General features: G+C 70.7%; 26 protein-coding genes. 16 read left to right on the forward strand and 10 right to left on the reverse strand.

Going from position 1 to position 24,176, the window contains the following annotated elements; all coding sequences use genetic code 11:
• Positions 1-142: 142 nt before the first annotated feature.
• Entirely contained in the window at positions 143-1,657 is a 1,515-nt protein-coding gene (locus Aco03nite_RS24895) for an alpha/beta fold hydrolase (protein WP_203798404.1), read from the forward strand.
• Between the two features lie 38 nt (positions 1,658-1,695).
• Here Aco03nite_RS24895 and Aco03nite_RS24900 read toward each other — a convergent pair whose 3' ends face one another.
• On the reverse strand, positions 1,696-2,304 hold the full coding sequence (locus Aco03nite_RS24900; RefSeq protein ID WP_203798406.1) for an HIT family protein: 609 nt from the start codon (positions 2,302-2,304) through the stop codon (positions 1,696-1,698).
• An 85-nt stretch (positions 2,305-2,389) separates the two neighbouring features.
• Between Aco03nite_RS24900 and yiaA the strand changes: the two genes are divergently transcribed.
• On the forward strand, positions 2,390-2,869 hold the full coding sequence (yiaA, locus tag Aco03nite_RS24905) for an inner membrane protein YiaA (RefSeq protein WP_203798408.1): 480 nt from the start codon (positions 2,390-2,392) through the stop codon (positions 2,867-2,869).
• Here yiaA and Aco03nite_RS24910 read toward each other — a convergent pair.
• Positions 2,836-4,044, reverse strand: coding sequence for an MFS transporter (locus Aco03nite_RS24910; RefSeq protein WP_203798410.1), 1,209 nt, complete (start codon positions 4,042-4,044; stop codon positions 2,836-2,838). The two genes, yiaA and Aco03nite_RS24910, sit on opposite strands and share 34 nt — an antisense overlap.
• A 52-nt stretch (positions 4,045-4,096) precedes the next feature.
• Here Aco03nite_RS24910 and Aco03nite_RS24915 point away from each other — a divergent pair, with 52 nt between their 5' ends.
• The 3 genes from Aco03nite_RS24915 to Aco03nite_RS24925 all read left to right on the forward strand — a co-directional run bounded on the left by Aco03nite_RS24915 (position 4,097) and on the right by Aco03nite_RS24925 (position 7,255).
• Positions 4,097-5,164, forward strand: coding sequence for an ROK family transcriptional regulator (locus Aco03nite_RS24915; protein WP_203798412.1), 1,068 nt, complete (start codon positions 4,097-4,099; stop codon positions 5,162-5,164).
• 64 nt (positions 5,165-5,228) lie between these two features.
• Positions 5,229-6,389, forward strand: coding sequence for a hypothetical protein (locus Aco03nite_RS24920; protein WP_203798414.1), 1,161 nt, complete (start codon positions 5,229-5,231; stop codon positions 6,387-6,389).
• 32 nt (positions 6,390-6,421) lie between these two features.
• Entirely contained in the window at positions 6,422-7,255 is an 834-nt protein-coding gene (locus Aco03nite_RS24925) for a hypothetical protein (protein WP_203798416.1), read from the forward strand.
• On the opposite strand, the gene Aco03nite_RS24930 is transcribed toward Aco03nite_RS24925, so the two are convergent.
• Entirely contained in the window at positions 7,252-7,701 is a 450-nt protein-coding gene (locus Aco03nite_RS24930) for a hypothetical protein (RefSeq protein WP_203798418.1), read from the reverse strand. The genes Aco03nite_RS24925 and Aco03nite_RS24930 overlap by 4 nt on opposite strands.
• A 176-nt stretch (positions 7,702-7,877) precedes the next feature.
• On the opposite strand from Aco03nite_RS24930, the gene Aco03nite_RS24935 reads away from it, so the two are divergent.
• On the forward strand, positions 7,878-8,849 hold the full coding sequence (locus tag Aco03nite_RS24935; protein ID WP_239145407.1) for a pectinesterase family protein: 972 nt from the start codon (positions 7,878-7,880) through the stop codon (positions 8,847-8,849).
• Positions 8,850-8,859: 10 nt separating this feature from the next.
• Here the strand turns inward: Aco03nite_RS24935 and Aco03nite_RS24940 are convergent, their stop codons facing one another.
• Positions 8,860-9,846 (reverse strand): NAD(P)H-dependent flavin oxidoreductase, encoded by a 987-nt coding sequence (locus tag Aco03nite_RS24940; protein ID WP_203798422.1) that lies wholly within the window; start codon positions 9,844-9,846, stop codon positions 8,860-8,862.
• Positions 9,847-9,944: 98 nt separating this feature from the next.
• On the opposite strand from Aco03nite_RS24940, the gene Aco03nite_RS24945 reads away from it, so the two are divergent.
• The 4 genes from Aco03nite_RS24945 to Aco03nite_RS24960 all read left to right on the forward strand — a co-directional run bounded on the left by Aco03nite_RS24945 (position 9,945) and on the right by Aco03nite_RS24960 (position 13,090).
• The gene (locus Aco03nite_RS24945) at positions 9,945-10,952 is read left to right on the forward strand and encodes an AraC-like ligand-binding domain-containing protein (RefSeq protein ID WP_203798424.1); all 1,008 of its coding nucleotides are present in this window, start codon (positions 9,945-9,947) and stop codon (positions 10,950-10,952) included.
• A 31-nt stretch (positions 10,953-10,983) separates the two neighbouring features.
• Entirely contained in the window at positions 10,984-11,451 is a 468-nt protein-coding gene (locus Aco03nite_RS24950; RefSeq protein WP_203798426.1) for a DUF8821 family protein, read from the forward strand.
• A 29-nt stretch (positions 11,452-11,480) separates the two neighbouring features.
• Positions 11,481-11,810 (forward strand): L-rhamnose mutarotase, encoded by a 330-nt coding sequence (locus Aco03nite_RS24955; RefSeq protein WP_203798427.1) that lies wholly within the window; start codon positions 11,481-11,483, stop codon positions 11,808-11,810.
• Positions 11,811-11,962: 152 nt separating this feature from the next.
• On the forward strand, positions 11,963-13,090 hold the full coding sequence (locus tag Aco03nite_RS24960) for an LCP family protein (RefSeq protein ID WP_373872636.1): 1,128 nt from the start codon (positions 11,963-11,965) through the stop codon (positions 13,088-13,090).
• Here Aco03nite_RS24960 and Aco03nite_RS24965 read toward each other — a convergent pair.
• Entirely contained in the window at positions 13,087-13,644 is a 558-nt protein-coding gene (locus Aco03nite_RS24965) for a TetR/AcrR family transcriptional regulator (protein ID WP_203798429.1), read from the reverse strand. The two genes, Aco03nite_RS24960 and Aco03nite_RS24965, sit on opposite strands and share 4 nt — an antisense overlap.
• Positions 13,637-14,467 (reverse strand): alpha/beta fold hydrolase, encoded by an 831-nt coding sequence (locus tag Aco03nite_RS24970; RefSeq protein ID WP_203798431.1) that lies wholly within the window; start codon positions 14,465-14,467, stop codon positions 13,637-13,639. Before Aco03nite_RS24970 ends, Aco03nite_RS24965 begins: the two co-directional genes overlap by 8 nt.
• An 81-nt stretch (positions 14,468-14,548) precedes the next feature.
• Between Aco03nite_RS24970 and Aco03nite_RS24975 the strand changes: the two genes are divergently transcribed.
• Together Aco03nite_RS24975 and Aco03nite_RS24980 are read left to right on the forward strand one after the other, a co-directional pair.
• Positions 14,549-15,313, forward strand: coding sequence for an alpha/beta fold hydrolase (locus tag Aco03nite_RS24975; RefSeq protein ID WP_203798433.1), 765 nt, complete (start codon positions 14,549-14,551; stop codon positions 15,311-15,313).
• Positions 15,314-15,391: 78 nt separating this feature from the next.
• Positions 15,392-15,883, forward strand: a complete 492-nt coding sequence (locus tag Aco03nite_RS24980; RefSeq protein WP_203798435.1) for a hypothetical protein — start codon at positions 15,392-15,394, stop codon at positions 15,881-15,883.
• A 26-nt stretch (positions 15,884-15,909) separates the two neighbouring features.
• On the opposite strand, the gene Aco03nite_RS24985 is transcribed toward Aco03nite_RS24980, so the two are convergent.
• Positions 15,910-16,323 (reverse strand): winged helix-turn-helix transcriptional regulator, encoded by a 414-nt coding sequence (locus Aco03nite_RS24985; RefSeq protein WP_203798437.1) that lies wholly within the window; start codon positions 16,321-16,323, stop codon positions 15,910-15,912.
• An 84-nt stretch (positions 16,324-16,407) separates the two neighbouring features.
• On the opposite strand from Aco03nite_RS24985, the gene Aco03nite_RS24990 reads away from it, so the two are divergent.
• Both Aco03nite_RS24990 and Aco03nite_RS24995 read left to right on the forward strand, forming a co-directional pair.
• Positions 16,408-17,274, forward strand: a complete 867-nt coding sequence (locus tag Aco03nite_RS24990) for an aldo/keto reductase family oxidoreductase (RefSeq protein ID WP_203798439.1) — start codon at positions 16,408-16,410, stop codon at positions 17,272-17,274.
• 51 nt (positions 17,275-17,325) lie between these two features.
• A complete protein-coding gene (locus Aco03nite_RS24995; protein WP_203798441.1) occupies positions 17,326-18,039 on the forward strand; it encodes an HAD family hydrolase in 714 nt (237 codons plus the stop codon).
• On the opposite strand, the gene Aco03nite_RS25000 is transcribed toward Aco03nite_RS24995, so the two are convergent.
• The 3 genes from Aco03nite_RS25000 to Aco03nite_RS25010 all read right to left on the reverse strand — a co-directional run bounded on the left by Aco03nite_RS25000 (position 18,000) and on the right by Aco03nite_RS25010 (position 22,383).
• Positions 18,000-18,944, reverse strand: coding sequence for a glycoside hydrolase family 26 protein (locus Aco03nite_RS25000; RefSeq protein WP_203798443.1), 945 nt, complete (start codon positions 18,942-18,944; stop codon positions 18,000-18,002). The two genes, Aco03nite_RS24995 and Aco03nite_RS25000, sit on opposite strands and share 40 nt — an antisense overlap.
• A gap of 72 nt (positions 18,945-19,016) precedes the next feature.
• Positions 19,017-19,739 carry a hypothetical protein gene (locus tag Aco03nite_RS25005; RefSeq protein WP_203798445.1) on the reverse strand — a complete coding sequence of 241 codons (723 nt, stop codon included), beginning with the start codon at positions 19,737-19,739 and terminating at the stop codon, positions 19,017-19,019.
• Positions 19,740-19,779: 40 nt separating this feature from the next.
• Positions 19,780-22,383 (reverse strand): S8 family serine peptidase, encoded by a 2,604-nt coding sequence (locus tag Aco03nite_RS25010; protein ID WP_203798447.1) that lies wholly within the window; start codon positions 22,381-22,383, stop codon positions 19,780-19,782.
• A 148-nt stretch (positions 22,384-22,531) separates the two neighbouring features.
• Here Aco03nite_RS25010 and Aco03nite_RS25015 point away from each other — a divergent pair, with 148 nt between their 5' ends.
• Both Aco03nite_RS25015 and Aco03nite_RS25020 read left to right on the forward strand, forming a co-directional pair.
• Positions 22,532-23,104: an RNA polymerase sigma factor gene (locus Aco03nite_RS25015; RefSeq protein WP_203798450.1), complete on the forward strand. Its 573-nt coding sequence runs from the start codon at positions 22,532-22,534 to the stop codon at positions 23,102-23,104.
• Positions 23,101-24,168, forward strand: coding sequence for a hypothetical protein (locus Aco03nite_RS25020; protein WP_203798452.1), 1,068 nt, complete (start codon positions 23,101-23,103; stop codon positions 24,166-24,168). The genes Aco03nite_RS25015 and Aco03nite_RS25020 overlap by 4 nt, the downstream gene beginning before the upstream one ends.
• Positions 24,169-24,176: the final 8 nt, after the last annotated feature.

Below are 24,176 nucleotides of genomic sequence, written 5' to 3' on the forward strand. Positions count from 1 at the left end.
CCCGGTCCGGGACACCGGCGTGGTGGCGGAGGCCGGCCCGTGGGTTCCGGGAGATTCTGTGACGGCCCCGTGAAGGAACCGGCCACCGTCGACCGTCGCCGATAGGATCCGGCTCTCTGTCGATGTGTCTCGGGGGCCCTTCTTGAAACGTACGCTGCTGCTTCTGCTCGTTCTCCTGCTCGGGGGCGGCTGGCTGATCGCCGGGGCCGGGGACGGGCTGCGCCGGGAGCACGTGGTGGCCGCCGGGGTGCCGTTGGAGGAGGTGCATCCGGCCGGGGACGGGAAACGGCCCGGTGTGGTGGTCGCGCACGGGTTCTCCGGGTCGGCGAGGCTGATGGAGCCGTTCGGGGACACCCTCGCCGCCCGCGGGTACGTGGTGGTGCTGCTCGACTTCGCCGGGCACGGCGCCAACACCGGCGGGCTGCCGGATCAGGCTGCCGGCACCGACAAGTCCACCCGGGTCCTGCAGGCGAATCTGGACGCGGCAGTCGCCCACCTGCGGTCGCTGACCGATGTGGATCCGGCCCGGATCGCGCTGGTCGGCCATTCGATGGGCGCGGGCGCGGTGACCCGGTACGCCGCCGCCCACCCGGACGTCGCGGCGACCGTGGCGATCTCCCTGCCCGGCGTGGAGGCGGCCTCCCCGCAGGGCCCGGCCAACCTGTTGACCCTGGTCGGCGGCCTGGAGTTCCCCGGTTTCCACTACTCCGCCGAGACCGTGGCGGCGCAGCGTCCCGACCGTATGGTCCGCACGATCACCGGTGTCGAGCACATCACCGTCCTGTACGCGCCGGAGACCCATCGCGCGATGCTGGCCTGGCTGGACTCCACGTTCGGCGGGCCACTGACCTACGCCGACGTCCCGTTCCCGGCCCGGCGGCTGCTCGGTGCGGGCCTGCTGGTGCTGGCGTTCCTGATCGGACTCCATCCACTGGTGACGCTGCTGGCCGGTGGCCCGCGCACCACCGGGAAGCCGAAGCTGTGGCCGGGCCTGCCTCGTCTGGGCCTGACGGTGCTGGTCACCGCGGGGGCCGCGGCGGTCGGCGCGGTTGCCGCCCGGTTCCTCCCGACGACCCAGATGCCCATCGCGATCGCCGGCTACGTCACCGGATATGCGACGGTCACCGGAGCCTTATTGCTGGGGTACGCCTACCGCATCGCGCCTCCGGGAAAGCCGAGGAATCCGGGACAGCCGGGAGAGCCGGGGAATCCGGGACAGCCAGGGAAGCCGGAGAAACCGGGGAAGTCCGGCCGGCTGCTCCTGACCGTGCCCTACGCGATCGTCGCCATCGCCGTACCGGTGCATCTGGGGTTGACCCATGCCATCCCCGTCGGCGACCGCTGGTGGCTGCTTCTGATCATGTGGGCCGCGTTCTTCCTGTTCGCCTGGGCGGCCGAGCTGGTGTCCGGCGGCTCCCCGGTGCTCCTGCTGGCGATCTCCGCGGTCTTCGTGATCGTGCTGGCCGCCGCCGCGGTGGCCGGGCTGACCCACAGTTTTGTGGTGCTGGCCCTGTTCCCGCTGATCGGCCTGTTCCTGTGGCAGGCGGTGTGGAGCGCGATCCTGCACCGCCACGGCGCGGCGACCTGGGTGACCGCCCTGACCGGCTCGATCGTCCTGACCTGGCCCTTGGCGATCACCCTGCCCCTGATCGGCTAGGGGGTTCTGTTATCCGGCCCGAGGCCGAACAAAAAACCCTAGAAGCCGGGCCGCCAGCCGCCGTGTGACTCGGCGAGGGCGGCGGCGACGGTCATGGCGTCGGCGGCGGCGATGTGGGCCGGGTACTCCGGGAGCAGATCGTCCCAGACCACCAGCCACGAGCCGTACAGCTGCGACTGCCCTTCCGGCCGGGCGAAGAACCAGACGTGCAGGTGTGCCGCCCCGTCGCCGAGACGGTAGACGTGTGCCCGGGAGATGTGCGGCAGTGCCTGCACGTGCCGCACGATCCGGGTGGTGAGCAGCCCCAACTCGGCGGCCATCTCGTCGGGCAGGTCGGCCAGGTCGTGGTGGTCGCGCGGGTGCAGCATCAGCGCCAGCGGCACGCCGACCCCGTCGATCTGGGTGAGCCGCCACCGCTCGTTGAGCCAGATGCCCTCGTCGCGGCGTTTGCAGCCACCGCACTCGGCCGGATCCTCGCCGTGCCGGTCGGGTTCGGGCAGCACCGGCGGCCGCAGCGGCGCGACCCGGAGCCCGTCCTGTTCGAACGGACTGATCTCCCACCCGGTCATCCGGGACAGCGGCAGCCGCCCTTCGGTGTCCGCCGCCGCGACGGCGTGGGCGTGGAACTGCTCGGGGCTCAACGGCATGCCCGGAAGGATAACCAAGACGAATTCGACCCCTGCCGAGGAACGGTAAACAGTGCTCGTCGGTAGCCGATGATGCTCGCGTCGATTGCCGTCGTACGACCGCCGGGAGTTCTTAGTGGTGCAGAAGCCGACCGTTGCCTTTGTCGGCGCCTCCTGGGCGGCGCTGGGTCTGGGAGTCCTGTCGTTCGTGGTGGGGCTGTGGAACGCCGGCATGGACCGCTCCGAGAAGGGCTTCTACGGGGCGGTCCTGGTGCTCGGCCTGTTCGCCGCGGTCTCGTTGCAGAAGTCGGTGCGGGACCGGACCGAGGGGCTGCCGGTGTCGGCGCTGTACCTCGGCCTGTCCTGGTCGGTCGTCGGCATCTCGGTGATCATGCTGGTGGTGGGCCTGTGGAACAGCGGCCTGACCCTGAGCGAGAAGGGCTTCTACGGGCTGGCGTTCGCGATGACCCTGTTCGCGTCGGTCGCCGTGCAGAAGAACGTGCGTGACAACCTGCAGTACGACAGGCAGCAGCAGCAGGCCGCGCCGGAGTCCTACCGGCGTGCCGGGATGACCGACCTGCCCTGACGGTCCAGGGCGAAACTCGTCGCTGCCAGGCCCAGGCCCAGGATGCTCAGGGCCAGTCCGGCCCAGGCGGGGGAGAGGTAACCGAACCCGCGGGCGATGACCAGGCCGCCGAGGGCCGCGCCGATGCTGTTGGCGACGTTCATCGCGGACTGGTTGACCGCCGCGCCCATCAGCTGTGCGCCGGGCGCCACCGTGATCAGCCGGGCCTGCAGCGCCGGGCCGAGGAACAGGCTGGTGCCGCCGACCAGGAACGCGCCCACGAACAGGCCGGCCGGGGTGTGCGCGAACAGGGCGAAGAACAGGATCGCCACGATCACCGAGGAGAACCCGAGCAGCAGTGCCCGCCGCAGGTCCCGGTCGGCGAACCAGCCGCCGAGCGCGTTGCCGACGGTCATGCCCAGACCGAAAGCGACGAGCACCCACGGCACGGTGCCCGCGGCGAACCCGGCGACCTCGGTGGTGACCGGCGCGATGTAGCTGTTGACCGCGAAGAACCCGGCGAACCCGATCGACGCGGTGGCCGCCACCAGCCACACCTGCGGGCGGGCCAGGATCCGCAGCTCGGCGCGGGCCGACCCGGATTCCACGGCGGGCGCCTCCGGGACGACCGCCGCCACGGCGATCAGGGTCAGGACGAAGACCACGGCGATCACCGCGTACGACACCCGCCAGCCGGCGTTCTGTCCGAGACTCGTCATCGCCGGCACCCCGACCAGGTTGGCCAGGGTCAGACCGCCGAGCACCACCGCGTACCCACGCGCTTCCTTGCCCTTGCCCATCAATGACGCGGCCAGCAGGCCGGCGGCGCCGAAGTAGGCCCCGTGCGGCAGTGCGGCGACGAACCGCGCGACGAGCACCAGGCTGAACGTGGGGGCGACGGCGGAGGCGACGGTCCCGGCCGCGAACAGCACGAGAAGGATCAGGACCAGGCGCTTGCGGCGCCAGCGGGCGGTCAGCGCGGCGATCAGCGGGGCACCGGCGACGACACCCAGCGCGTACGCGGTGATGGTCCAGCCCGCGTCCGCGACCTCGTCCGGGGAGGTGCCGCCGAGCAGGTCCCGCGCGATGTCGGGCAGCAGTCCCATGGCGACGAACTCGGTGAGACCGATGGCGACGCCACCCAGAGCCAGGGCTATCAGAGCGGTCCAGCGGTGACGGGGCGTGAGGTGTTCCATGGCGCGGGACTTTAGCAACGCCGTTGCGCAACGCGGAAGCTAGAGTGACGGCGTGCACCAGAACTTCCTCCGCGGATACAACGAAGCTCTGGTCCTGGCCGTGGCCCGAGCTGCCCCTACCTTCGAACGCGGCCATGTCGCCAAGGCCACCGGCCTCACCCCGCAGGCCGTCTCCAAGGTCCTCGCCCGCCTCCTCGACGACGGCGTGATCGTCACCGCCGGTGAGCGCCGCCCGGTCACCGGCCGTGCCGCCGCCGTCTACGAGCTGGTCCCGGACAGCCGGCACGCGATCGGCGCGCACGTCTCCCGCCGCAGCCTGCGCCTGGCCCTGACCGACCTGGCCGGAACGGTGCTCGACTCGTCGGTCACCCCGCTGCCCGGCGACTTCACTCCCGGCCAGCTGATCGACGCCCTGACCGAGCAGGTCAAACTCCTGCGCGGCGGGTACGACAGGTTGACCGGTGTCGGCATCGGCATGATCGGCCCGCTCGACCAGGCAGCAGGCACCGTCCGCGACGCGCACGGGCTGCGGCACTGGCACGACGTGCCGCTCGCCGACCTCGCGCACCGGGCCCTCAACCTGCCGGTCCACCTGGACAAGGACGTCACCGCCGGGGTCACCGCCGAGGCGTGGCGGCGCGGCCCGGGCTTCCGCGACGCCGCCCTGATCATGGTCGAGTCCGGCGTCGGCGCCGGCCTGTGGCTGGGCGGTTCCGCCCACCGGGGCGCGCACACCAACGCCGGCGAGTTCGGCCACACGGTGATCCAGCTCGACGGCCCGCCGTGCGCGTGCGGGCGGCACGGCTGCCTGGAGGCCATGCACGACCAGGCGATCCGGGCGGGCGACGTGGACCTGGCGGCCCGGATCCTCGGCGCCGGCGTGGTGAACCTGTTGCAGACCCTGGACCTGGGCCACGTGGTCCTGGCCGGCACCGACCTGCTGCGCCACGGCGCGACGTACGCCGGCGCGGTCACCCGGGCGGTGCGAACCCAGGTGCCCCGCGCCGACTGGCTGACCGTGGACGTCTCCCTGTCCGCCCTCGGCGACGACGCGATCGCCGCCGGCGCGGCCATGCAGATCCTGGACGGCCGCTACGGCGTGCCCGGGTTGACCGCCTGATCCGACGGGGGTCTTTCCGGGAGATCGGCGGGTGGGGCGCGGTGCGGGTGCCTACCTTGGGGCGATGAGACGAATCTTGGCGCTGACCTGCGCGGCCGTGGCCCTGGCGGGATCCGTGGTGCTCGGTGGGGGCGGCGCCGCGGGTGTGCCGGCGCCGGTCGCGTCGCCGCCGCTCGGGGACGACTACTACACCAGCCGGCAGATGGAGCGGGGGCTGCCGGGGGTGGCCGACCTGCCCGCCGGCTGGACCGTCGCCACCAGCGGCCCGGGTGTGGGGCTGTCCACCCTGGACCTGTGCACGTTCATGGCGGGCGGACCGCCGTTCAACACCACGATCGTCACCCGGACGTACGTCCACCGGGGTGGGGCTCGTCTGACCGTCGACATCGTGGCATCGGGCGCGGAGTCGGCCCGGCGCACCGTGACGGAGACCGCCGCGGTGCCGCGGACCTGCCCGACCGCGACCAACGGCGACGGCCTGACCAGGCGTAACACCGCCCTGCCGCTGCCCGCCACCGGTGACGCCTCGGCCGGGGTGATCTCGGTGCCGGTGTCCGCGCAGCAGTCCGAACCGCGGGTCTACTCGGCCGTGGTCGCCCTCGGCCAGGTCTGGGCGGGCTTCCTGCAGACCGGCGGCGAGCAGGCCGGTTTCGCTCCGATCGTGACGGCCGGGACGTCGGCGGCACGCCGGATCAGCGCCGCGCCGACCACGGCCGAGCTGGAGCGGGCCCTGCTGACCACCGCGGACCTGCCGGCCGGCTTCCGGCAGACGAGCGCCGCCGACACCCGGGAGTTCTTCACCGCCGACGACTGCGCCGGGAAACCGGTCGACCACGGCACCCCGGCGACCTTCGTGCACCGGACCTTCGTGCAGGGCGACGTCACCGTCCGGGTTGCGGCCGGGACGGCGGAGCGGGCCGGCGCGCTGATCAAGGGGATGGCCTGCCCGTCGTTCACCGCCCTGAAGCTGCCCGCGACCGACCTCACCACCAACGCGGGTGTCGTCTACCCTGGCCGGCCGGTGCGGGCGCGGGCGGTCTTCGTCTACCGCGAGGTGTTCACCGAGTTGGTGGCGACGGTCCCGGACCGCGCCGGGATCCCGGCGATCGAGAAGATCCTCGAGGACGGCTGGCTCGGCAAGGTCTTCGCCGTCTACTACCCGGAGAACCCCACCGGCCGCCGGGTCGAGCACCTGACAAGGGGAAACACTTTCGGGCCCCGGTAGGATTCACCGACAGCTCGATCATGGGAGCGTCGATGAGTTACCCGCCACCGTCCTACCCGCCGCCGGTCGACCCCTTCGACACGCCGCCGGACGCGCAGCCGCACTACGGCCAGCCGGCGCCGTCCTACCCGCCGCCGCCCCCGCCGCCTGCGCCGACGCTGGCGCAGCCGACCGTGCCGCATCAGGTCTACCCGCAGCAGCACTACCCGCCGCCCACGCCGCCGCGGCCGCGCACCGACTCCCGGACCGTGGCGATCACCCTGATCGTGGCGGCGATCGCGGCGACCCTGCTGGTCGGCGGCGGGACGGCGTTCTACCTGGCGGGGGCGAGGTTCGGCGGTACGGCGAGTCCCGGCCCGAGCCCGAGTCCCAGCCCCAGCGCGAGCCCCGGCCCGAGCGCGGTGCCGGCGGCCGAGATCAGCATCAGCGAGCCGGACACCCTGAACGGCCACGCCAAGATCGAGGCGGACGAGCTGGACTCGCTCACCACCGACATGGAGAAGGAGCTGGAGGGGTATCCGGGCGCGGCGAACGCGTTCGGCGCCGTCTACGGCAACCTGGCCCAGAAGAAGATGATCGCCGCGCTCGCCGCCGAGGTCGACATCGACGACCCGCAGCGGATGCTGGACACGGTGTTCCAGTCGTTCAGCGGCAGCAACCAGCTGACCGGTGTCACCTCGGCCAGTGTCGGTTCGCTCGGCGGTGTCGCCCAGTGCGGCAACGCGAAGGTCGGCGAATCGGACGTGGCGATCTGCGGCTGGGCCGACGAGGGCAGCGTCGGCATGTTCCTGTTCTTCTACCAGACCGCGGTCGACGTCAAAGGCGACTTCCCGGACATGCGGGCCGAGATAGAGACGAAGAGCTAGGCCGGAGGTGGCGGGAAACGGGTGACGGCCGGGCGGCGGTAGGCCTTTCCGACTTCGGCGCCGATCAACGCGGCGCCGAAGAAGAACGGCGTGAAACCGAGAGGCAGGATCCAGGCGAATCCGGTCATGCCGTCGCCCCAGCCGGCCGCCACGGTCCGGTCGATCACCAGCCCGGCCCCGATGAACTGCGGGATCAGGGCGGCGGCCGCCATCAGGGCCATGAACCGGGTGTGCCGCCACGCGGCCAGGAAGATCGGGATGACCAGCAGGAGCGCGCTGCAGCCCCAGCCCGGCTGCGCGAATTCCGTCTCGAACGAGGTCGGGCCGATCTGTTTGACACCGCTCGCGGTCCACAGCGAGAGAGCGACCAGGCCGGCGGAGACCAGGGCGAGGCCGAACATCACGCCGGCCGACTCGAGGGTTGACGGTTCCCGGCGCTCGGTCATCGGCACATGATCATCGATACCGCAGGGTCTGTCCACCCTGGCCGGACACTCCGGTGCGATACGCGTACCGCCGCTGCATTACCGATTTTTCGGGAAATTGCCGCAGGGCGAAAACGGCTATTCGATCGAAGTATGACGATTAAATTGGGATGCCCGTCCTCGCCAAGGAGTCGACTTTGCGAAGAATCATCCCCGGGCTGGCCACCCTGATCATGGTGCCGGCCGTTCTGATCGGCGTCTCCCCGGGCGCCTCGCAGGCAGCGACCACGCTCACCGTCGCCGCCGACGGAACCGCCACCTACCGGACCGTGCAGGCCGCGGTGAACGCGGTTCCGGTCAACAACACCAGCCGCGTCACCATCACTATCAAGGCCGGCACGTACCGCGAAAGTGTCGTCATCCCCGCCAACAAGCCGTGGATCACCCTGGAAGGCCTCGGATCGAGCGCCGCCGCCACGGTGATCGTCAACAACAAACCCGCCTCGACCGCCGGCACCACCGGGTCGGCCACGGTCTACGTGCAGGCCAAGGAGTTCTACGGCAAGAACCTGACGTTCAGCAACGACTACGACGAGGCCGCCAACGGGTCGTCGCAGGCTCTCGCGCTGGCGCTCTACGGCGACCGGGCCCGGCTGGGCAACGTGCGGGTCATCGCCGACCAGGACACCCTGCTGATCTACAACAGCGCCCGGGCGTACATCTGGAGCTCGTACATCGAGGGCACCGTGGACTTCATCTACGGCAACGGCAGCGCGGTCTTCTACGCCTGCCAGATTTACGAGAAGCGCAGCACCGGCGGTTATCTGACCGCGGCCAACACGCCGGCCGGCCAGACGTACGGCTTCCTGATCTACAAGTCCACGATCACCGGCGCGACGAACAACGTCACCTACCTCGGCCGTCCGTGGGGCGCCGCCGGGCAGGTCACCGTCCGCGAGTCGAACCTGAGCGCGACCATCCGGATCGCCCAGCCGTGGACCGACATGTCCGGGAACGCCTGGCAGAACGCCCGCTTCTACGAGTACAAGAACACCGGCGCCGGCGCGTCCGTCAACAGCAACCGCAAACAGTTGACGGACGCGCAGGCGGCCGATTACACGCCGCAGAGGTACCTGGCCGGCACCGACGGCTGGAACCCGGCCGGCTGACCGGTTCGGGTCATCCGCGGTCGTAGCGGTTCAGCATCGTGACCGCCGAGGCGGTCAGGTCGGCGATCACCGAACCGGCCGCCTTGACCGCGTCCACCAGGCCCACACCCTGGCCGGACAGCAGCGGCATCTCCTCCAGATCGCCGGTGGTCGCGCCGCGCATCGGGACCAGGTTCGTGTAGCGCAGCAGCTCGATCTCCTGGCCGCCCAGCACGGTCCGGCCGATCACCGGGCGGTCGCCGCCGCCGTCCGGGTGCTCGTCGAGGACCCGGTTGCGCAGCACCCGCATCGGGTTGAACTCCGGGGTCTCCGGGCCGAACAGCGAGGTCAGGACCGTGCCGGTGGCCGCGACGAGACGCTGCTTGTACCCGTCGTGGGCGGCCGACTCGTCGGTGGCGACCAGCCGTGTCCCGATCCAGGCGCCGTCCGCGCCGAGCATCAGCGCGGCGGCCAGCCCACGCCCGTCGGCGATCCCGCCGGCCGCCAGCACCAGGGCCGGGGCGACCGCGTCCACCACCAGCGGCACCAGCGCGAACGTCGGCAGCGTGGCGAAATTGTGCCCGCCCGCCTCGATGCCCTGCGCCACGATCACGTCGACCCCGTCACCGGCTGCCCGGCGCGCGTGCTCCACCGAGCCGACCTGCTCGAACACCCGCACCCCGGCGTCGTGCAACCGGTCGATCCACACCCGCGACGGGTGCCCCCAGTGGAACGACGCCGCCGGGACACCGGCCGTGCACACCACGTCGATCAGTTCGCCGGTCGTGAACGGGGTGATCATGTTGACGTGGAACGGGCCGGTGGTGCCCGCTCGGATCGCGGCGATCGTGGCCGCCACCGCCGGTGGTGGCATCAGCCCCACACCGAGTGATCCCATCGCGCCGGCCTCACCCACCGCGACGGCCAGTTCCGGTGTCATGCCCACGAATGCCATGCCTGCCTGCACGATCGGCGTACGCAGGCCGTACTCGTCGGTGAATCTGGTCTTGATCTGCATGAATCGACTGTGTCGGATCCCGGTCGCAGGGGTGTCGCCGCGCGTGCGGGCGGAGTTGCATGGCGTGCGGAAGTCCGGCACCGGACAGGGGGCTCGCCGTGCCGCAGACGTGGTCCACCCGGGACGTCCCGGCCGAGCAGCGGTTCGGGTACTGGCGCGAGATGATCTGCCAGGCGTTCCTGGCGCTGACCCCGGAGTCGGACCGGCGGGACGCGTTCGCCGGCAGCGTCACCCAGTGGCCGCTGGGCGCGCTGTCGATCGCCCGGATCGTCTCGCAGCGTCAACGGGTCGAACGCACCGAGCGTGATCTGGTCGCCGGATCGCCGCCCGGTTTCTACGCCAATCTGCAGCTCACCGGGGTGAGCACGATGCGCCAGGGCGGGCGGTTCACCGTGCTGCGGCCGGGTGACGTCGCGGTCGTCGACACCACCGAGCCGTTCGTCTTCGAGTTCGGCGACGACTTCCGGCAGTTGTCGTTCTTCGTCCCCGGTCAGTTGCTGCGGGCGCAGATCCCCGGGGCGCCGGCACGAGGACGAGTCCCCGGGCCGCCGTCGCGGGCATCGGCCGCCTCCCGGATTCCGACCGCCACCCGGATCCCCACCACCGTGGGAGTCGGCGCGGCGCTGCGGCACCTGCTGACCGCGCTGCCGGGTGGCTCGCCGCGGCTGGCCCCGCACGCTGCCGCGCTGCTGGCCGAGGCCCTGACCGGGCCGGGCGACGCGCCGCCGCGGCGAGTGCCGCACACCCACGCCCGCGCGGTCGCGGACATCGAGGAACATCTCACCGACGACGATCTCTCACCGTCGGCGACGGCCCGGCGACTGGAGATTTCGGTACGGTCGGTGCACGCCCTGTTCGCCGGCCGCGAGTTGTCGTACACCGCCACGGTGCGCCGTCTGCGCCTGGACCGGGCGGCCCGCGACCTGCGTGATCCGGCGCGCGCCCACCTGCGGGTGGCCGACGTCGCGGCGGATGCCGGATTCGCCGACGTGACCGCTTTCCATCGGGCGTTCCGGCGCGAGTTCGGGCGGACTCCGGCGCAACTGCGGCAGAGGCCCGGTTCCGAAAGCCGGCCGGATGCGAGGCGCGGTCCCGGTGGTGGCTGACGCCGGCCGACCTGGAGCGTACCGTCGCGTTATGACCTATGTAGTTGATTTTGAGACGGTTTCGACGGTCGGGCTGGAGTCGTCGCCGGTGGCTGATGCGCTGGCCGGGCTGCGGGCGAACGAGGCCCGCTACTTCAAGAACAAATACGGTCACGTCTTCACCACCGAGCCCGCCGCCGGCGCCGCCGAGACGGTCGACCGGGTGCACGGCATCCTGGCGAGCGAGCGCGGCCTGGTCATCGCGTCCCGCCCTCTCGAAGCGACCGCTTTCCAGGTCGAGAACATCAGAATGGCGTACGTGTTCTACGAGAGCGGCCTGTCCGTCAACGTGATGTACACGGTCGACGACGGCGGAAAGCGCGCGGTCGGCTTCAAACTCTCCGATGGCATGGACGTGCCGGAGGAGTTGGGCGCCTTCAAATTCGCCTGCCAGAAGTCGAAGCTGGCCGGCACCATCCGGGGCTCCTACTTCGTCGTCAAGAACGAGCACGTGATCTGATCTCCCCAGGGTGTCGAGGGGAGTGACGCATGCAACGGCACGGTCAGGTGGTCAACGTCCGGGCGGGCAAACGGGAGGAATACCTGCGGTTGCATGCCGCCGTGTGGCCTGCCGTCGAGGAGACGTTGACGCGGTGCAACGTACGTAACTATTCGATTTTCCTGCTCGAGGACACGCTTTTCGCCTATTACGAGTATGTCGGGGACGATCACGACGCCGACATGGCGCGGATCGCCGCCGACCCGGTCACGCAAGAGTGGTGGACGCACACCGATCCCTGTCAGGAGCCGTGGGGCACCGGACCGCCGGCTGGCAAGGGCCCGTGGCGGGACGCCGCCGAGGTGTGGCACCTGGACTGATTCCCTGTGAATCGCCTTCGATGCCGGTGAGGAACCGGCGAGGAGACCCCCAGGAAGCGGACAGGGGAACACCATTCACTACGATTTCTCCACTGATCGATCTCTCAGCGTGAATAGGTAATCGGCTCACGTCGGCTACAGTTCCGTCCTCGATGAGGGGACGATCAGTGCAGAGATCCAGGAAGACCCGTGCGCCGCTGTGGGCGAAACTCACCGCCACGCTCGGCGGCTTTCTGATGGTCACCAGCGGTGGGCTGCTGGTGACCAAGGAGGTGGTGTTCGCCCGGATCAGCGCGGTCGAGGACTCCGGTCTGATCGTCGGCGACAACCTGCCGGGCGAGGCGAAGTCGGAGATCAAGGGGCCGGTCAACGTCCTGCTCGTCGGCATCGACCCGCGTGACGACGTGACCCCGCCGCTGGCCGACTCGATCCTGGTCGCGCACATTCCGGCGAGCATGGACCAGGCGTACATCTTCTCGCTGCCCCGCGACCTCTACGTGGACATCCCGGCGAACGCGAAATCGCAGTACGCCGGCGGCAGAGGCAAGATCAACGGCGCGATGAGCCTGGGCAGCCGGGTGCCGGGCGGGAAACCCAGCGTCACCCAGGGCTTCCAGCACCTGGCGAAAACGGTCACCCAGGTCACCGGGGTGCAGACCTTCGACGCCGGCGCGATCGTCAACTTCGGTGGTTTCAAGAGCATCGTCGAGGCGATGGGCGGGGTCACCATGACGATCGATCAGGAGATCAGGTCCGAGCACCTGAAACCGAACGGGAAACCCCGCGACCGCCGGCCGGAATGCGCGGATCACGGTTGTGAACACCCGTACATCGGGGAGCAGAAGGTCTACAAGAAGGGCACCTATCACCTGAAGGCGTACGAGGCCCTCGACGTGGTGCGCCAGCGGTACAGCCTGAAGAACGGCGACTACGACAGGCAGAAGAATCAGCAGCGATTCGTCCGGGCGATCGCCGAGCAGGCGCTGAGCAAGGACGTGGTGACCAATCCGGCGAAACTGCTGAAGGTGCTGGACGCGGCGGGGGAGTCGCTCACCTTCTCCGGCGGTGGCAACACCATCGTGGACTGGGCCGTCGCGATGCGGAACGTGGACCCGAAGAACATGATCACGATCAGCCTGCCGGGTGGCCGCTTCGACATCAACGGGCGGTACGTCGGCGAGCAGTTCACCGGCCCGGTCGACGACTTCTTCACCGCCCTCGCCGAGGAGCGGGTGCCCCAGTTCCTGATGGACAACCCCACCTTCGTCGGCACGAACTAACCCTTCACCGCCGCGACCAGGGTGTCGACCATGACCTGATAACTGCGGTCGATGTTCTGTGGATAGCCGAAACCGCCGCCGCTCTCCAGGTTGGCGAATCCGTGCAGCGCCGAGCGGACCATCCGGGCGGCGTCGATCCGGGCGTCGTCGTGCAGCCCGAAACCGGCCAGCACGTCGAACAGGACCCGCAGCGCCTCGTTGCTCGCGAGAAGATCCTCCTCGTCGCCGGGCGCCGGAGCGCGCACGGTCGCGGCGTACCGCCCCGGATGGGTCAGGGCCCACCGGCGGTACGTCTCGGCGAAGGCTTGCAGGGCGTTCACCCCCGCCTTCCCGGCCGACGCCCGGGCCATCTCGACGGCGAACTCGCGTTTGGCCAGGATGGCGATGCCCCGGCGGAGCGCGTCCAGGGAGTCGACGTGTTTGTACAGCGACGGGGTGCGGACTCCGACCCGCTCGGCCAGCAGGCCCATGGTCAGCCCGGCGAACCCCACCTCGTCGGCCAGGTCGGCCCCGGCCGCGATCACCGTCGCCGGGGCGAGACCCGCCCTAGGCACGGGCGGTCACCCGCAGGAAGTCGAGCAGCAGCGCGGTGGTCTCGGCCGGGAACTGGACGTGCGGGTAGTGGCCGGCGCCCTCGACGACCTCCAGCCGGCCGATCCCGGCGGGCAGCTCGGCCAGGATGGCCTCGCCCTCGGCGCGCGGGTCGGCCCAGTCCGGGTCGGCGGACCCTTCCACGATCAGAACCGGGCAGCGTACGCCGCCGAGTTTCGCTCCGGCGTCAGCCGGTGAGGTCTTCATCATCGTCTGCAGTGCCTTCATCCGTCCGGGCTCGCGCATCATGGCCTCGACGCGCGACTGACGCTCGGTCCAGTCGGCCGGCTTGCGCCCCGGGTAGGCGTGCTCCAGATAGGCCATCCACTGTCCGACACCGCCCATCATGGCACCGGCCAGCCGGTAGAAGCCCTTGCGGTAGGCGGCCACCCGCAGATCGCCCAGCTTGACGGCCTGGGCACGGGTGAACGGCGCCAGCTCGACGATGCCGGTGATCGACCCGGGCGCGGTGGCGGCGGCGATCGTGGCGGCGCCACCGGCGATCGAGTGCCCGACCAGCACCGCGGGCCCGCCCAGCTCGGCGACGACCGCGACCAGGTCGGCGGCGATGTCGGTACGCGAATACGACGGCCACGTGGCGGTCGACTCGCCGCAGCCCCGCAGATCGACGTTGGCCACCCGGTAGCCGGCCTCGACCAGTCGCGGGGCGACGAACCGGTAGGCCTCGCGGCTGTCGCCCATGCCGTGTGCCAGCACGACCAGCGGGCCCTGGCCGGTCACGTCGTAGGCGATCCGGCCGTCGGTGACTGTCACGTACTCGGTCATTTCCGCTCCCTTGGCTAATTGCGTTAGCTAGAAGCTAATGGCATTAGCCAGCGCCTGTCAAGCCCTGGCTATCCTCGGAGAATGCTGAAGACGGCTTACACCGACACGGGCGGAGAAGGCCGAGCCGTGGTGCTCACCCACGGCGCCGGCATGAACCACACGATGTTCGACCCACAGGCCGCTGAGCTGCAGAAAGCCGGATACCGCGTGATCCGCTGGGACATGCCCGGGCACGGCGCGTCACCGCTGGACCCCGGCACCCGCTTCACCGCCACCGGCGCCCTCACCGAACTCGCCGCCCTCCTCGACTGGCTGCGCCTGGATCGCCCGGTGCTGATCGGGCACTCCCTCGGCGGCAACCTGTCCCAGGCCCTGGTCCGCGCCGACGCCGACCGGGCCGGCGGCCTGATCGTCCTGGACGCGACGTGGAACGCCGGCCCGCTCAACGGCCTGGAACGCCTCGGTCTGCGCCTGGCCGCCCCCGGTCTGGCGATGATCCCGCCGGCCCGCCTGCCCGACCTGATGGCCCGGGTCTCGGCGGTCACCCCCGAAGCGGTCGACCACGCTCGTACGGCCTTCGCCGCCATGCCGTCCCGGACCTTCCGCGACGTGTGGCGGGCCACGGCGTCCCTGGTCGCGCCGGAACCCGGCTACCGCACACCGGTGCCGGTGGCCCTGATCCGCGGAGCCCGCGACCGCACCGGCAACATCGCGACGGCGATGCCCCGCTGGGCGTCCGCCGAGAAGATCGACGAGCACGTGATTCCCGCGGCCGGCCACCTGGTGACCCTGGACGCCCCCGGCCCCACCTCCGAGGCGCTGCTGGACGTCCTGTCCCGCTGGTGACCGCACCTGTGGGTACGGTGCCTAGGTGATATCGGGAATATCCGACAAGGTGCGGTCCGGTGGGGTGCAGCCGTGGAGGTGACGGATCCCCTGATTCCACCGGCGGCCGTCGTCGTGCTGCTGCTCGCGGCGGTTGTCGTCGTGCTGCTGACGATCGGGCGCCGCCGGTTCGTCGCGGCCCTCCGCCGTCCGGTGCCGGTCGCCGTCGGATGCCAGCTCGCGGTCGCGGCGATCCTGGCCGTGCGGTACGCGTACCCGCCGTCGACCCTTCTGCTGGTCTACCCGGTGTTCCTGGCCGTCTGCGCGGTGGGCCTGCACCGGGGCAGTCCGGTCGCCTACTGGCTGAGCCTGACCGGCCTGGGGATCCCGCTGATCGGCCTGACGCTGCTCACGGTGATCGGCGACACCGGAACCGTCGCGGAGCCCACCACGGAGAACATGCTGGTCATGGAGGCCGACGCGCCCGCCCCCGACCCGACCGACTACCTGCTCCCGATCCTGGCCGCGTTGACGACGGCCCTGCTCCTGACCACCTCCGCCCGCCGCGCCTTCCGCACCCGCCACCCCTGACCCTCAGCGCCCGGTACCGGAAGTGGTCAGGGGTGGGCGGCCCGGTGGGTGAGGACCTCGTCCATGTGGGTCTCGGCCCACTGTTTCAGGGTTCGCATCGTCTGGTGCAGGGACAGGCCCAGGTCGGTCAGCTCGTAGTGGACGGTGGACGGGACCGTCGGTGTCACGGTGCGGGTGATCAGGCCGTCGCGTTCCAGCGCCCGCAACGTCTGCGTCAGCATCTTCTGGCTCACCCCGGCCAGCAGTCGGGACAGTTCGGAGTAGCGCATCGGGCGGGGTGAACCGGTGCAGTCCGGGCCGCTGCCCAGCGCCGCCAGGATCAGCGTCACCCACTTGTCGGAGAGGCGTTCGAGCAGTTTGCGGCTGGGGCAGACGGCCAGGAATGCGTCGTACTCCGCCTTGGCCTGTGCCTTCTTCTGGGCCGCTGACGTCGTCGCCATTTCGGGGGAACCTTCCTGCGGGTGGGTTACGCACTCCGAGGTGCCTACTTCCCCTCGGAGAGTTACTTCCCGATAGTACGAAGTATGACTTCCACTGCACTGCCCGGTGGCATCTGGACCATGGGTGACCTCGACGTCTCGCGCTTCGGTTACGGGGCGATGCAACTCGCCGGGCCCTGGGTGATGGGACCGCCCGCCGACCACGCCGGGGCGCTCGCCGTCCTCCGCGAGGCCGTCGAGCTGGGCATCGACCACATCGACACCTCCGACGCGTACGGGCCACACGTCACCAACCGGCTGATCCGCGAGGCTCTCCACCCGTACCCGCAAAGCCTGAAGATCGTCACCAAGGTCGGCGCGAACCGGGACGATCAGGGCGGCTGGCCGACGGCGCGGGATCCGGAGAGCCTGCGCCGCCAGGTGCGGGAGAACCTCGACCGCCTCGGCCTGGACACGCTCGACCTGGTCAACCTGCGCCTGGGTGACGGTCAAGGACAGGTTCAAGAGCCGATTGCCGAGGCGTACGGCACCCTGGCCGAGCTGCGGGAACAGGGACTGATCCGGCATCTCGGGGTGAGCAACGCGACCGCCGAACAGGTCGCCGAGGCGCGCTCGATCGCACCGATCGTGTGCGTGCAGAACATGTACAACCTGGCGCACCGCGACGACGACGCCCTGATCGACGAGCTGGCCGCCGACGGCATCGCCTACGTGCCGTTCTTCCCGCTCGGCGGCTTCAGCCCGCTCCAGTCCGCGGCCCTCTCCGGCGTCGCCGGCCGGTTGGGATCATCGCCGATGTCGGTGGCGCTGGCCTGGCTGCTGCGGAGGTCGCCGAACATCCTGCTGATCCCGGGTACAAAATCGGTCACCCACCTGCGGGAGAACATCGCCGGGGCGGGCCTCGAACTGTCCGCCGACGACCTCGCCGAACTGGACAAGATCGGTCGATGATGTGCCCCCGGTCATGGCCGGCCCACACCGGCCATGACTAGGGTCACCGGCATGCTGGATACGTACGACGCCGTGCTCTTCGACTGTGACGGGGTCCTGGTCGACTCCGAGCGGATCACCAACACCGTGCTCCGGGAGATGCTGCACGAGCTGGGCTGGGAGCTGTCGGCGGAGGACTGTTTCCGGCTGTTCGTCGGGCGCTCGGTCCGGGACGAGAGCCCGATGATCACCGAGCGCACCGGGTTCACCGTTACCGCCGAGTGGATCGCGGCGTTCCGGGCCCGCCGCAACGTGGCCCTGACCCGGGACCTGCTGGCGATCCCCGGCGCCGTCGCCGCGGTCCGCGCGATCGACCGGCTCACCGGCGGGCAACTGGCCTGCGCGAGCGGCGCGGACCGCGCCAAGATCGAACTCCAGCTGACCAAGGTCGGACTCGCCGACGCCTTCGCCGGGAAGATCTTCAGCGGCATGGAGACCCCGCGCACCAAGCCCGCACCTGATGTCTACCTGGCCGCGGCGGCCGCCCTCGGTGTCGACCCGGCCCGCGCGGCTGTCGTCGAGGACACCCCGACCGGGGTCCGGGCCGGAGTGGCGGCCGGAGCGACCGTCTTCGGTTACTGCCCGCCGGACAGCCCGGCCCACCAGCCGCCGCAGGTGATGCTGGACGCCGGCGCCACCCACACGTTCGGCGACATGGCCGAACTGCCCGCGCTGCTGGCCACGGCTCAGCCGGCGAACCGGGCCCTGCGCGCCATCGACCGGTAAGCGGCAAGCGCCGCAGCGTCGGTGTCCGGCCGGAAATTGCGGGACGTGCCCTTCTGGTTGTCGGTGTCGAACCAGACCACGGCACCGATCGACGGCGTTTCCGTGACGTACTGGGAAAGTTTCTTGATCCAGGGGCCTTTGGTGTTCTTCCCGTGCCCGATCGCGGCGGTCTCGGCGAGGACGATCGGTTTGCGTTTGCCGTAGGCCGACACGATCGGGGTGAACAGCGTCTTCGGCGATTCTTTCGAGAAGTTGTAGCCGGAGACGCCCACCCAGTCGACGTAGGAATCGCCCGGATAGTAGTTCTGGAATCTGTTCCACGACACGTCCGGGCCGGAATTCCAGTTCGGTGACCAGACCCAGGCGACGTTCGTGGCCCCGTTCTCCCGGAAGATCCGGTGCATCCGGCGCCACGACTTGACGTATCCGGCCGGTTTCTTCCCGTTGTGGGCGCCGTCCCAGGAGAACCAGTTGCCGTTCATCTCCCAGCCCCAGCGCAGCATCACCGGCCGTTTCATACCGGCCAGCCGGGTCGCCATCAGAGCGATGTTCCTATCCGATTTCCCGCTGGTGATCCGCTGGTGGGTGGTGCCGTCCCAGGACACCATCAGCACCGCGCTCGACGGCACCTCCGGCTCGCTGACCGGCGCGTACCCGGACCACGGGTAGTAGCGGTGGATGATCCGCTGCTCCCGGCCGAGCTGTTCCCGGCGCAGCGCCAGGCTCTCGGTGAGCGTCTTTCCGCGCAGCGACAGATACGATCCGAGCATCGCCTTACCGGCCCGGAACGGAACGGCCCCGCCTTTTCCGCGGGCCGCTTGCGCGGCATCAGGAGCCAGGACCATCGCCGGTACGGCCAACGAAAGCATCCCCAGCAACTGCCGCCTGGCCAGCCCGTTCTCCATGCCGTCCAGCGTGCCCGTGGCCGCCGGGCATCCACCTCACACACTCGTGCGGATAATTCGAGCCGGGAAACGCTAAAGTTCTGCCTTCTCCTCGCCGCGCCGGAAAACCACGTCGGTCACGTCGGCGGCCAACTCGGTGAAATCGGTGCCGTAGGCGGCCGGCTCGACGATCCGCAGCACCAGCGCGAACGGGCGGTCCGCGCCGTACCGCCCGTTCAGAACCGCATGATGCCTGGCCAGATAACGGGCGCCGGCCAGGTTGCTGCCCGCACTGAGGCCGCCGATGTAGAATACCGGACGGCCACCGGCCGGACCCCAGAACCGGGCCAGCAGCACGTAACTGTTCTCCGCGCTGAGCACGTATTCGGTGCCGCCCACGGTGAACGACATCCGCCGTTTCACGTCGTCGAAAACCTCGTACGTGACGCCTCTCAGGATCGTCCGCACGTGGGTGGCGCTGCGCGGGCTGGCGTCACCCGGCCCGCCGACACAGAATTCGGTCAGCCGCCCGATCTCGCCGGACGGCTGATCCTCACCGACCCGGTCGGCGTGCGCGCCGCACTCCCGCGCGATCGTCGCCAGCTCCACCAGGGCGGCGACGTCCCGCCGGTGCACACTGGACTCCTTCGGCGACGACGCGTGCCGCGACACCACGAGCAGGCAACTCGCGCCGGAGCCGAGCCCGAAGAACGCCCGCTCCCGGCTCAGCTTGCGCCGCCGCACCAGAAACCCGGCGAGCCACACGGACGTGCCGGCGATGACGCTGGCCAACAGATTGATCAGAAGGTCCCCCACCCCCCGATCATGTCCGATGTGGCTCGCCGAACCCAGGCCCCTAGCCGACCTGCCAGGTTTCGTGGGTGGTGCGGCCGGCCGGGTACTGGCGTCGGGGGCCGTCGACCGATTCTGATCCGGTGGGGGTGGTGGCTGCCACCTGGGTGGCCCAGTACAGGTCGGGGGCCACGCTGACGTGTTCGGTGCGGTGGAACGGCATGTCGAACTCGATCAGGCCGGAGTGGCTGTACCAGCTCGGGTCGTCGCCGAGCTGGCCCTGCCAGGAACGGCCGCCGACCGCGCCGGGCGTGCCGGACCGGTAGGTCGCCCGGATCGTGGCCAGGTCGGCGTCGCGGACGGTGCGGCGGTATCCGGTGGGCACCGTGCCCCGGACGATCTGGAACAGCTCGTACAGGTACGGGCTGTTCCGGCCGGGCCGGGAGAACGTGCCGGTGAACGTGGTGACGAAGCCGGGCACCGGTTTGCGGGAGCCGACCACGCCGACCGCCGCCTGCCGGAACGACGGCACGTCCATGCTGGACTGCAGCGACGGCCAGCGCAGCGAGACACTGCCGAGGTCCTGGGCGGCGTCCCGCGGCGGGACCGAGATCGCCACCGGCGCGGCCTTCCCGGCGTCGACCCGCACGGTCATCGGCCGGTCGACGACCAGGGCGGGCTGCCCCAGCACGGTGGACTCGTCGTCGTCGGTGGTGTCGGTGTCCCGGCCACGGAAGACGTAACCGGCCAGGCCGTACGTGCCGCGCGGCACCCGGAACGTCATCGTGGGCGTGGTGCCGACCTCGAACCACGACGCACCCCCGTCGACGCCGTCCAGGGACACCGCGACGTCGGTCGCCGGGGAGCCGTCCCGGTTGCGGAAGTCGAGGTTCACCGGGTAGCTCTCCACCTCCTTGTCCAGCGCGTACGGCACCCGCACCTCGACACCGCCCGCCCCGGTGGCCGTCAGACGACCCTCCTGGATGCCGTCCGGGCCGGGCACCCGGGTGTCGGCGGTCAGCGTGGTCGACGCCTGTCCACCGGCCGGTACGGTCAGCGTGCCGGCGCCGAGGGTGAGGCCCGGCCGCGGCGGGGTCAGCGCGAGCGTCAGCGTGACCGGTTCGGCGCCGGAGTTGCGGTAGGTGACGCGCTTGGTGACCGGGGTGTCGTCGTCGTGCGGCCAGGCCTGCCGGCCGAAACTCAGGCTGCCGCCGTCCACCGTGATCTCCTGCTCGACCGCCCGTGCCATGTCCACCCGGCCGGCGCCCTGGGCCAGCACACTCTCGCCGTCCAGACCGGCGGCCGAGGCCATCAGCGCCTCCTTGCGCCGGGCCGCGGTCCAGCCGGGGTGCTTCTGGGTGAGGATCGCCGCTGCCGCCGCCACGTGCGGTGCCGCCATCGACGTGCCGGACATCTCGGTGTAGCCCTCGATCGGGCCCGGTTCGGTGTCGCTGTGCGCGGCCCGGGCGGCCAGGATGCCGACGCCCGGTGCGGCGATGTCCGGTTTCAGCCCGGCGTCACCGGCACGCGGGCCGCGGTTGGAGAAGCCGGCGATCCGGTCGGCGGAGTCCACCGCGGCGACGGTCAACGCCGCGTCGGCGCTGCCGGGCGATCCGACAGTGCCGTCCGGGTTGCGGCTCGGCCCGCTGTTGCCGGCCGCGATCACGAACAGGCTGTCGTACCGGGCGGTCAGCTCGCCGACCGCCTTCTCGAGCGGGTCGATCCCGGGGGAGTCGTCACCACCGAGACTCATGTTGATCACCCGGGACCGCGGGGCGGCCCACTGCATGCCGGCGATGATCTCCGAATCGGTGCACCACCCGCCGGCGTCGCAGACTTTGCCGATGTTCAGCCGTACGCCGGGAGCCGCCCCTCGATGTCTGCCTTCTGATGCCGCGCCGGTTCCGGCGATGATGGAGGCCACGTGGGTGCCGTGCCCGGCCCGGTCGTCGATGTCCGGCTCGGTGATGAAGTTGGCCGTCTCGTTGATCCGCCCGGCGAGATCCGGGTGGCCCGGATCGATGCCCGAGTCGAGCACCGCGACGGTGACGTCCGTCCCGGTCAGGCCCTTGGCCCAGGCCGCCGGGGCGTTGATCTGCGCGTTGCTGGTCTCGTCGGTCAGGCGCCGCCTGCCGTCCAGCCAGATCCGGGTCATCCCACCCGACAGGGCCTTCGCCGCGGGCCCGGCCGGGACCGCCGACCGCCACAACCGGGCCCGGCTGTCGTGGTCCGCCCGCAGCGCGGTCAGCCCGACCGACGACAGGTCCCGGGTCACCGCGGCACCGGCCCGCCGGGCGATCGTCGTGCCGGTCTTCGACTCCAGCAGCAGGGGAAGGTCGTCGTGACCATCCCGGCGCAGCTTCGTCAGGTCGAACAGATCGGCGTCCACCCGACCGGATTCGATCAGCCCGAAGGCGTCCAGGGGGATCACGTGGTGGGCGGTCGGGGTTCGGTTCGTCACGAAACGCATCGCCGACCGGCCGGGGCCGCGGGTGATGGCGATCGCGCCGTCCGCGGACTCGGTCACCCGGTCGCCGGTGATCAGCGTGACGGACCGGGCGGCACGGCCCGCCGGTTTCGGCGCCGCTTCGGCGGGGGCGGCCAGGGCGACGGTCGACAGGACCACCCCGACCGCGAGGAATCTCCGCAATGGAGTCACAGGGGACATGCCGACGAGGCTCGCGGACATCGAAGATCTCCCACATCTGTCCACGGACGGAGGGCCCTCGGCCAAAAGGGGGAGAAGGATCTCTGAACACTTTCGCGGCGGATCGGCAATGTCCGGTGGGAAGCGCGAAGTTCTGCCAAGGAGGGCCATGGCAACGGATGCGGATTTGATCGGCCGGTCGCTGGACGGCGACGCCGACGCCTTCGTGGAGGTGGTCGAGCGTCACGAGGCCGCCGTCGGTTCGTACCTGGTGCGCCGGGTGGGGCGCGACGCGGCCGAGGACCTGCTGGGCGAGGTCTGGGTCGCGGCGTTCGAGTCGCGGAGATCGTACGACCGGTCGTACGACGACGCCCGGCCGTGGCTGTACGGGGTGGCGCTGAACCGGTTGCGCCGCTACTGGCGGTCCCGTCCGGCCGAGGACCTGGTCCCGGACGTGTCGGACCTGGTCAGCGGATGGGATCCGTGGTCCGCGGTGGACCTCGGGGTGGACGCCCGGGCGGTGCTCCGGTCGGCCCTGGGCCGGCTCAAGCCCGACGAGCGGGAGGTCCTGCGGCTGGTGGCCTGGGAGGACCTGACCGCGGCAGCCGCCGCACAGACCCTCGGCATGCCGGCCGGCACCGCGCGGCGGCTGCTCATGCAGGCCCGGGCGGCGCTGCGGGCCGCGCCGGGGGTGGCCGCGCTTCTGAAGGAACGCAACACCACGAAGGAGAGGCATTCATGACCGACGAGCTCGATCTGGTCGGTGACCTGGGCCGCGTGCAACCACTGAGCCACGAGGCACACCAGCGGGCGCGGTCGGTGCTGCGTGCCGCGATGCAGGACCCCGGAACCGTGCGGTTGCTGGGTGTGGACAAGACCGAGGAGACGACTTCACTCATGGACAAGACGACCAGGCGCCGTCGCGGGTTCGGTATCGGCGCGGGTGTGGGGGTGGCGGCCGCCGCCGCGGCGATCGCCGCCCTGTTCCTCAACACCTCGGCGCCGGGAGCCACCATGGCCGGTGCGGATGCGCCGCCGGCCGCCGTGGCGACCGCGGACGCGCCGCTGATGACCCTCGCCGGGTCGATCAAGACGGTGGCCTTCACGGAGGGCGACGCGTGGCTGGTGAAGGCGACCCAGGTGCACGGCACCAGGACCATGCAGGTGCTCTACACGCTGTACACCGACGGCCACGCGATCTACTCGGGTAACAGCGTGGCCGACATCAAGCGGGCGATGAAACTGAAGCAGGACCAGATGACCGAAGGTGGGTACGCCCCGCTGCTCAAGGCGGCCGTCGCCGCGGCGGACGACAGCCCGGCCGACGGACGGGACCGGATGCTCGAGACGGGCGGGGATCCGTTCGCCGGCCTGGACGCCGCGGCGCAGGAGAAGCAGTGGGCCGCCGGGCAGGCGGAGGCCCAGGCGCGGGTCAAGGAGAAGGGCGGCACCTACACGCCGAAGCCGTACAGCCCGGAGGCCGTCGAGCGGCACCTCGACAACGCTCTGTGGACGTACAGCACCCAGGCTCTGGGCGCCGGTGACGGCAACACCCAGGTCCGGTCGGGTGTGCTGCGGCTGCTGTCCACCATCGCCGCGGTCGAGGTGACGAAGTCGACCACCGGCGGCACGGCCACGCTGACCCTCACCGCCGGTCCGGAGGTCTTCGGTGGCGAGGGCGACGAGGTGCTGATCATCGACGCGAAGACCGGCATGCTGGTCGAGAGCGTGTCCACGGTGCCGGGCATCCCAGTCGCCAAAACGACCTACGAGTCCACCCGGGTCACCGCGGCCGACCTGTCGTAGCTGCCGCG

Source organism: Actinoplanes couchii (genome assembly GCF_016862075.1).
GTDB lineage: Bacteria > Actinomycetota > Actinomycetes > Mycobacteriales > Micromonosporaceae > Actinoplanes > Actinoplanes couchii.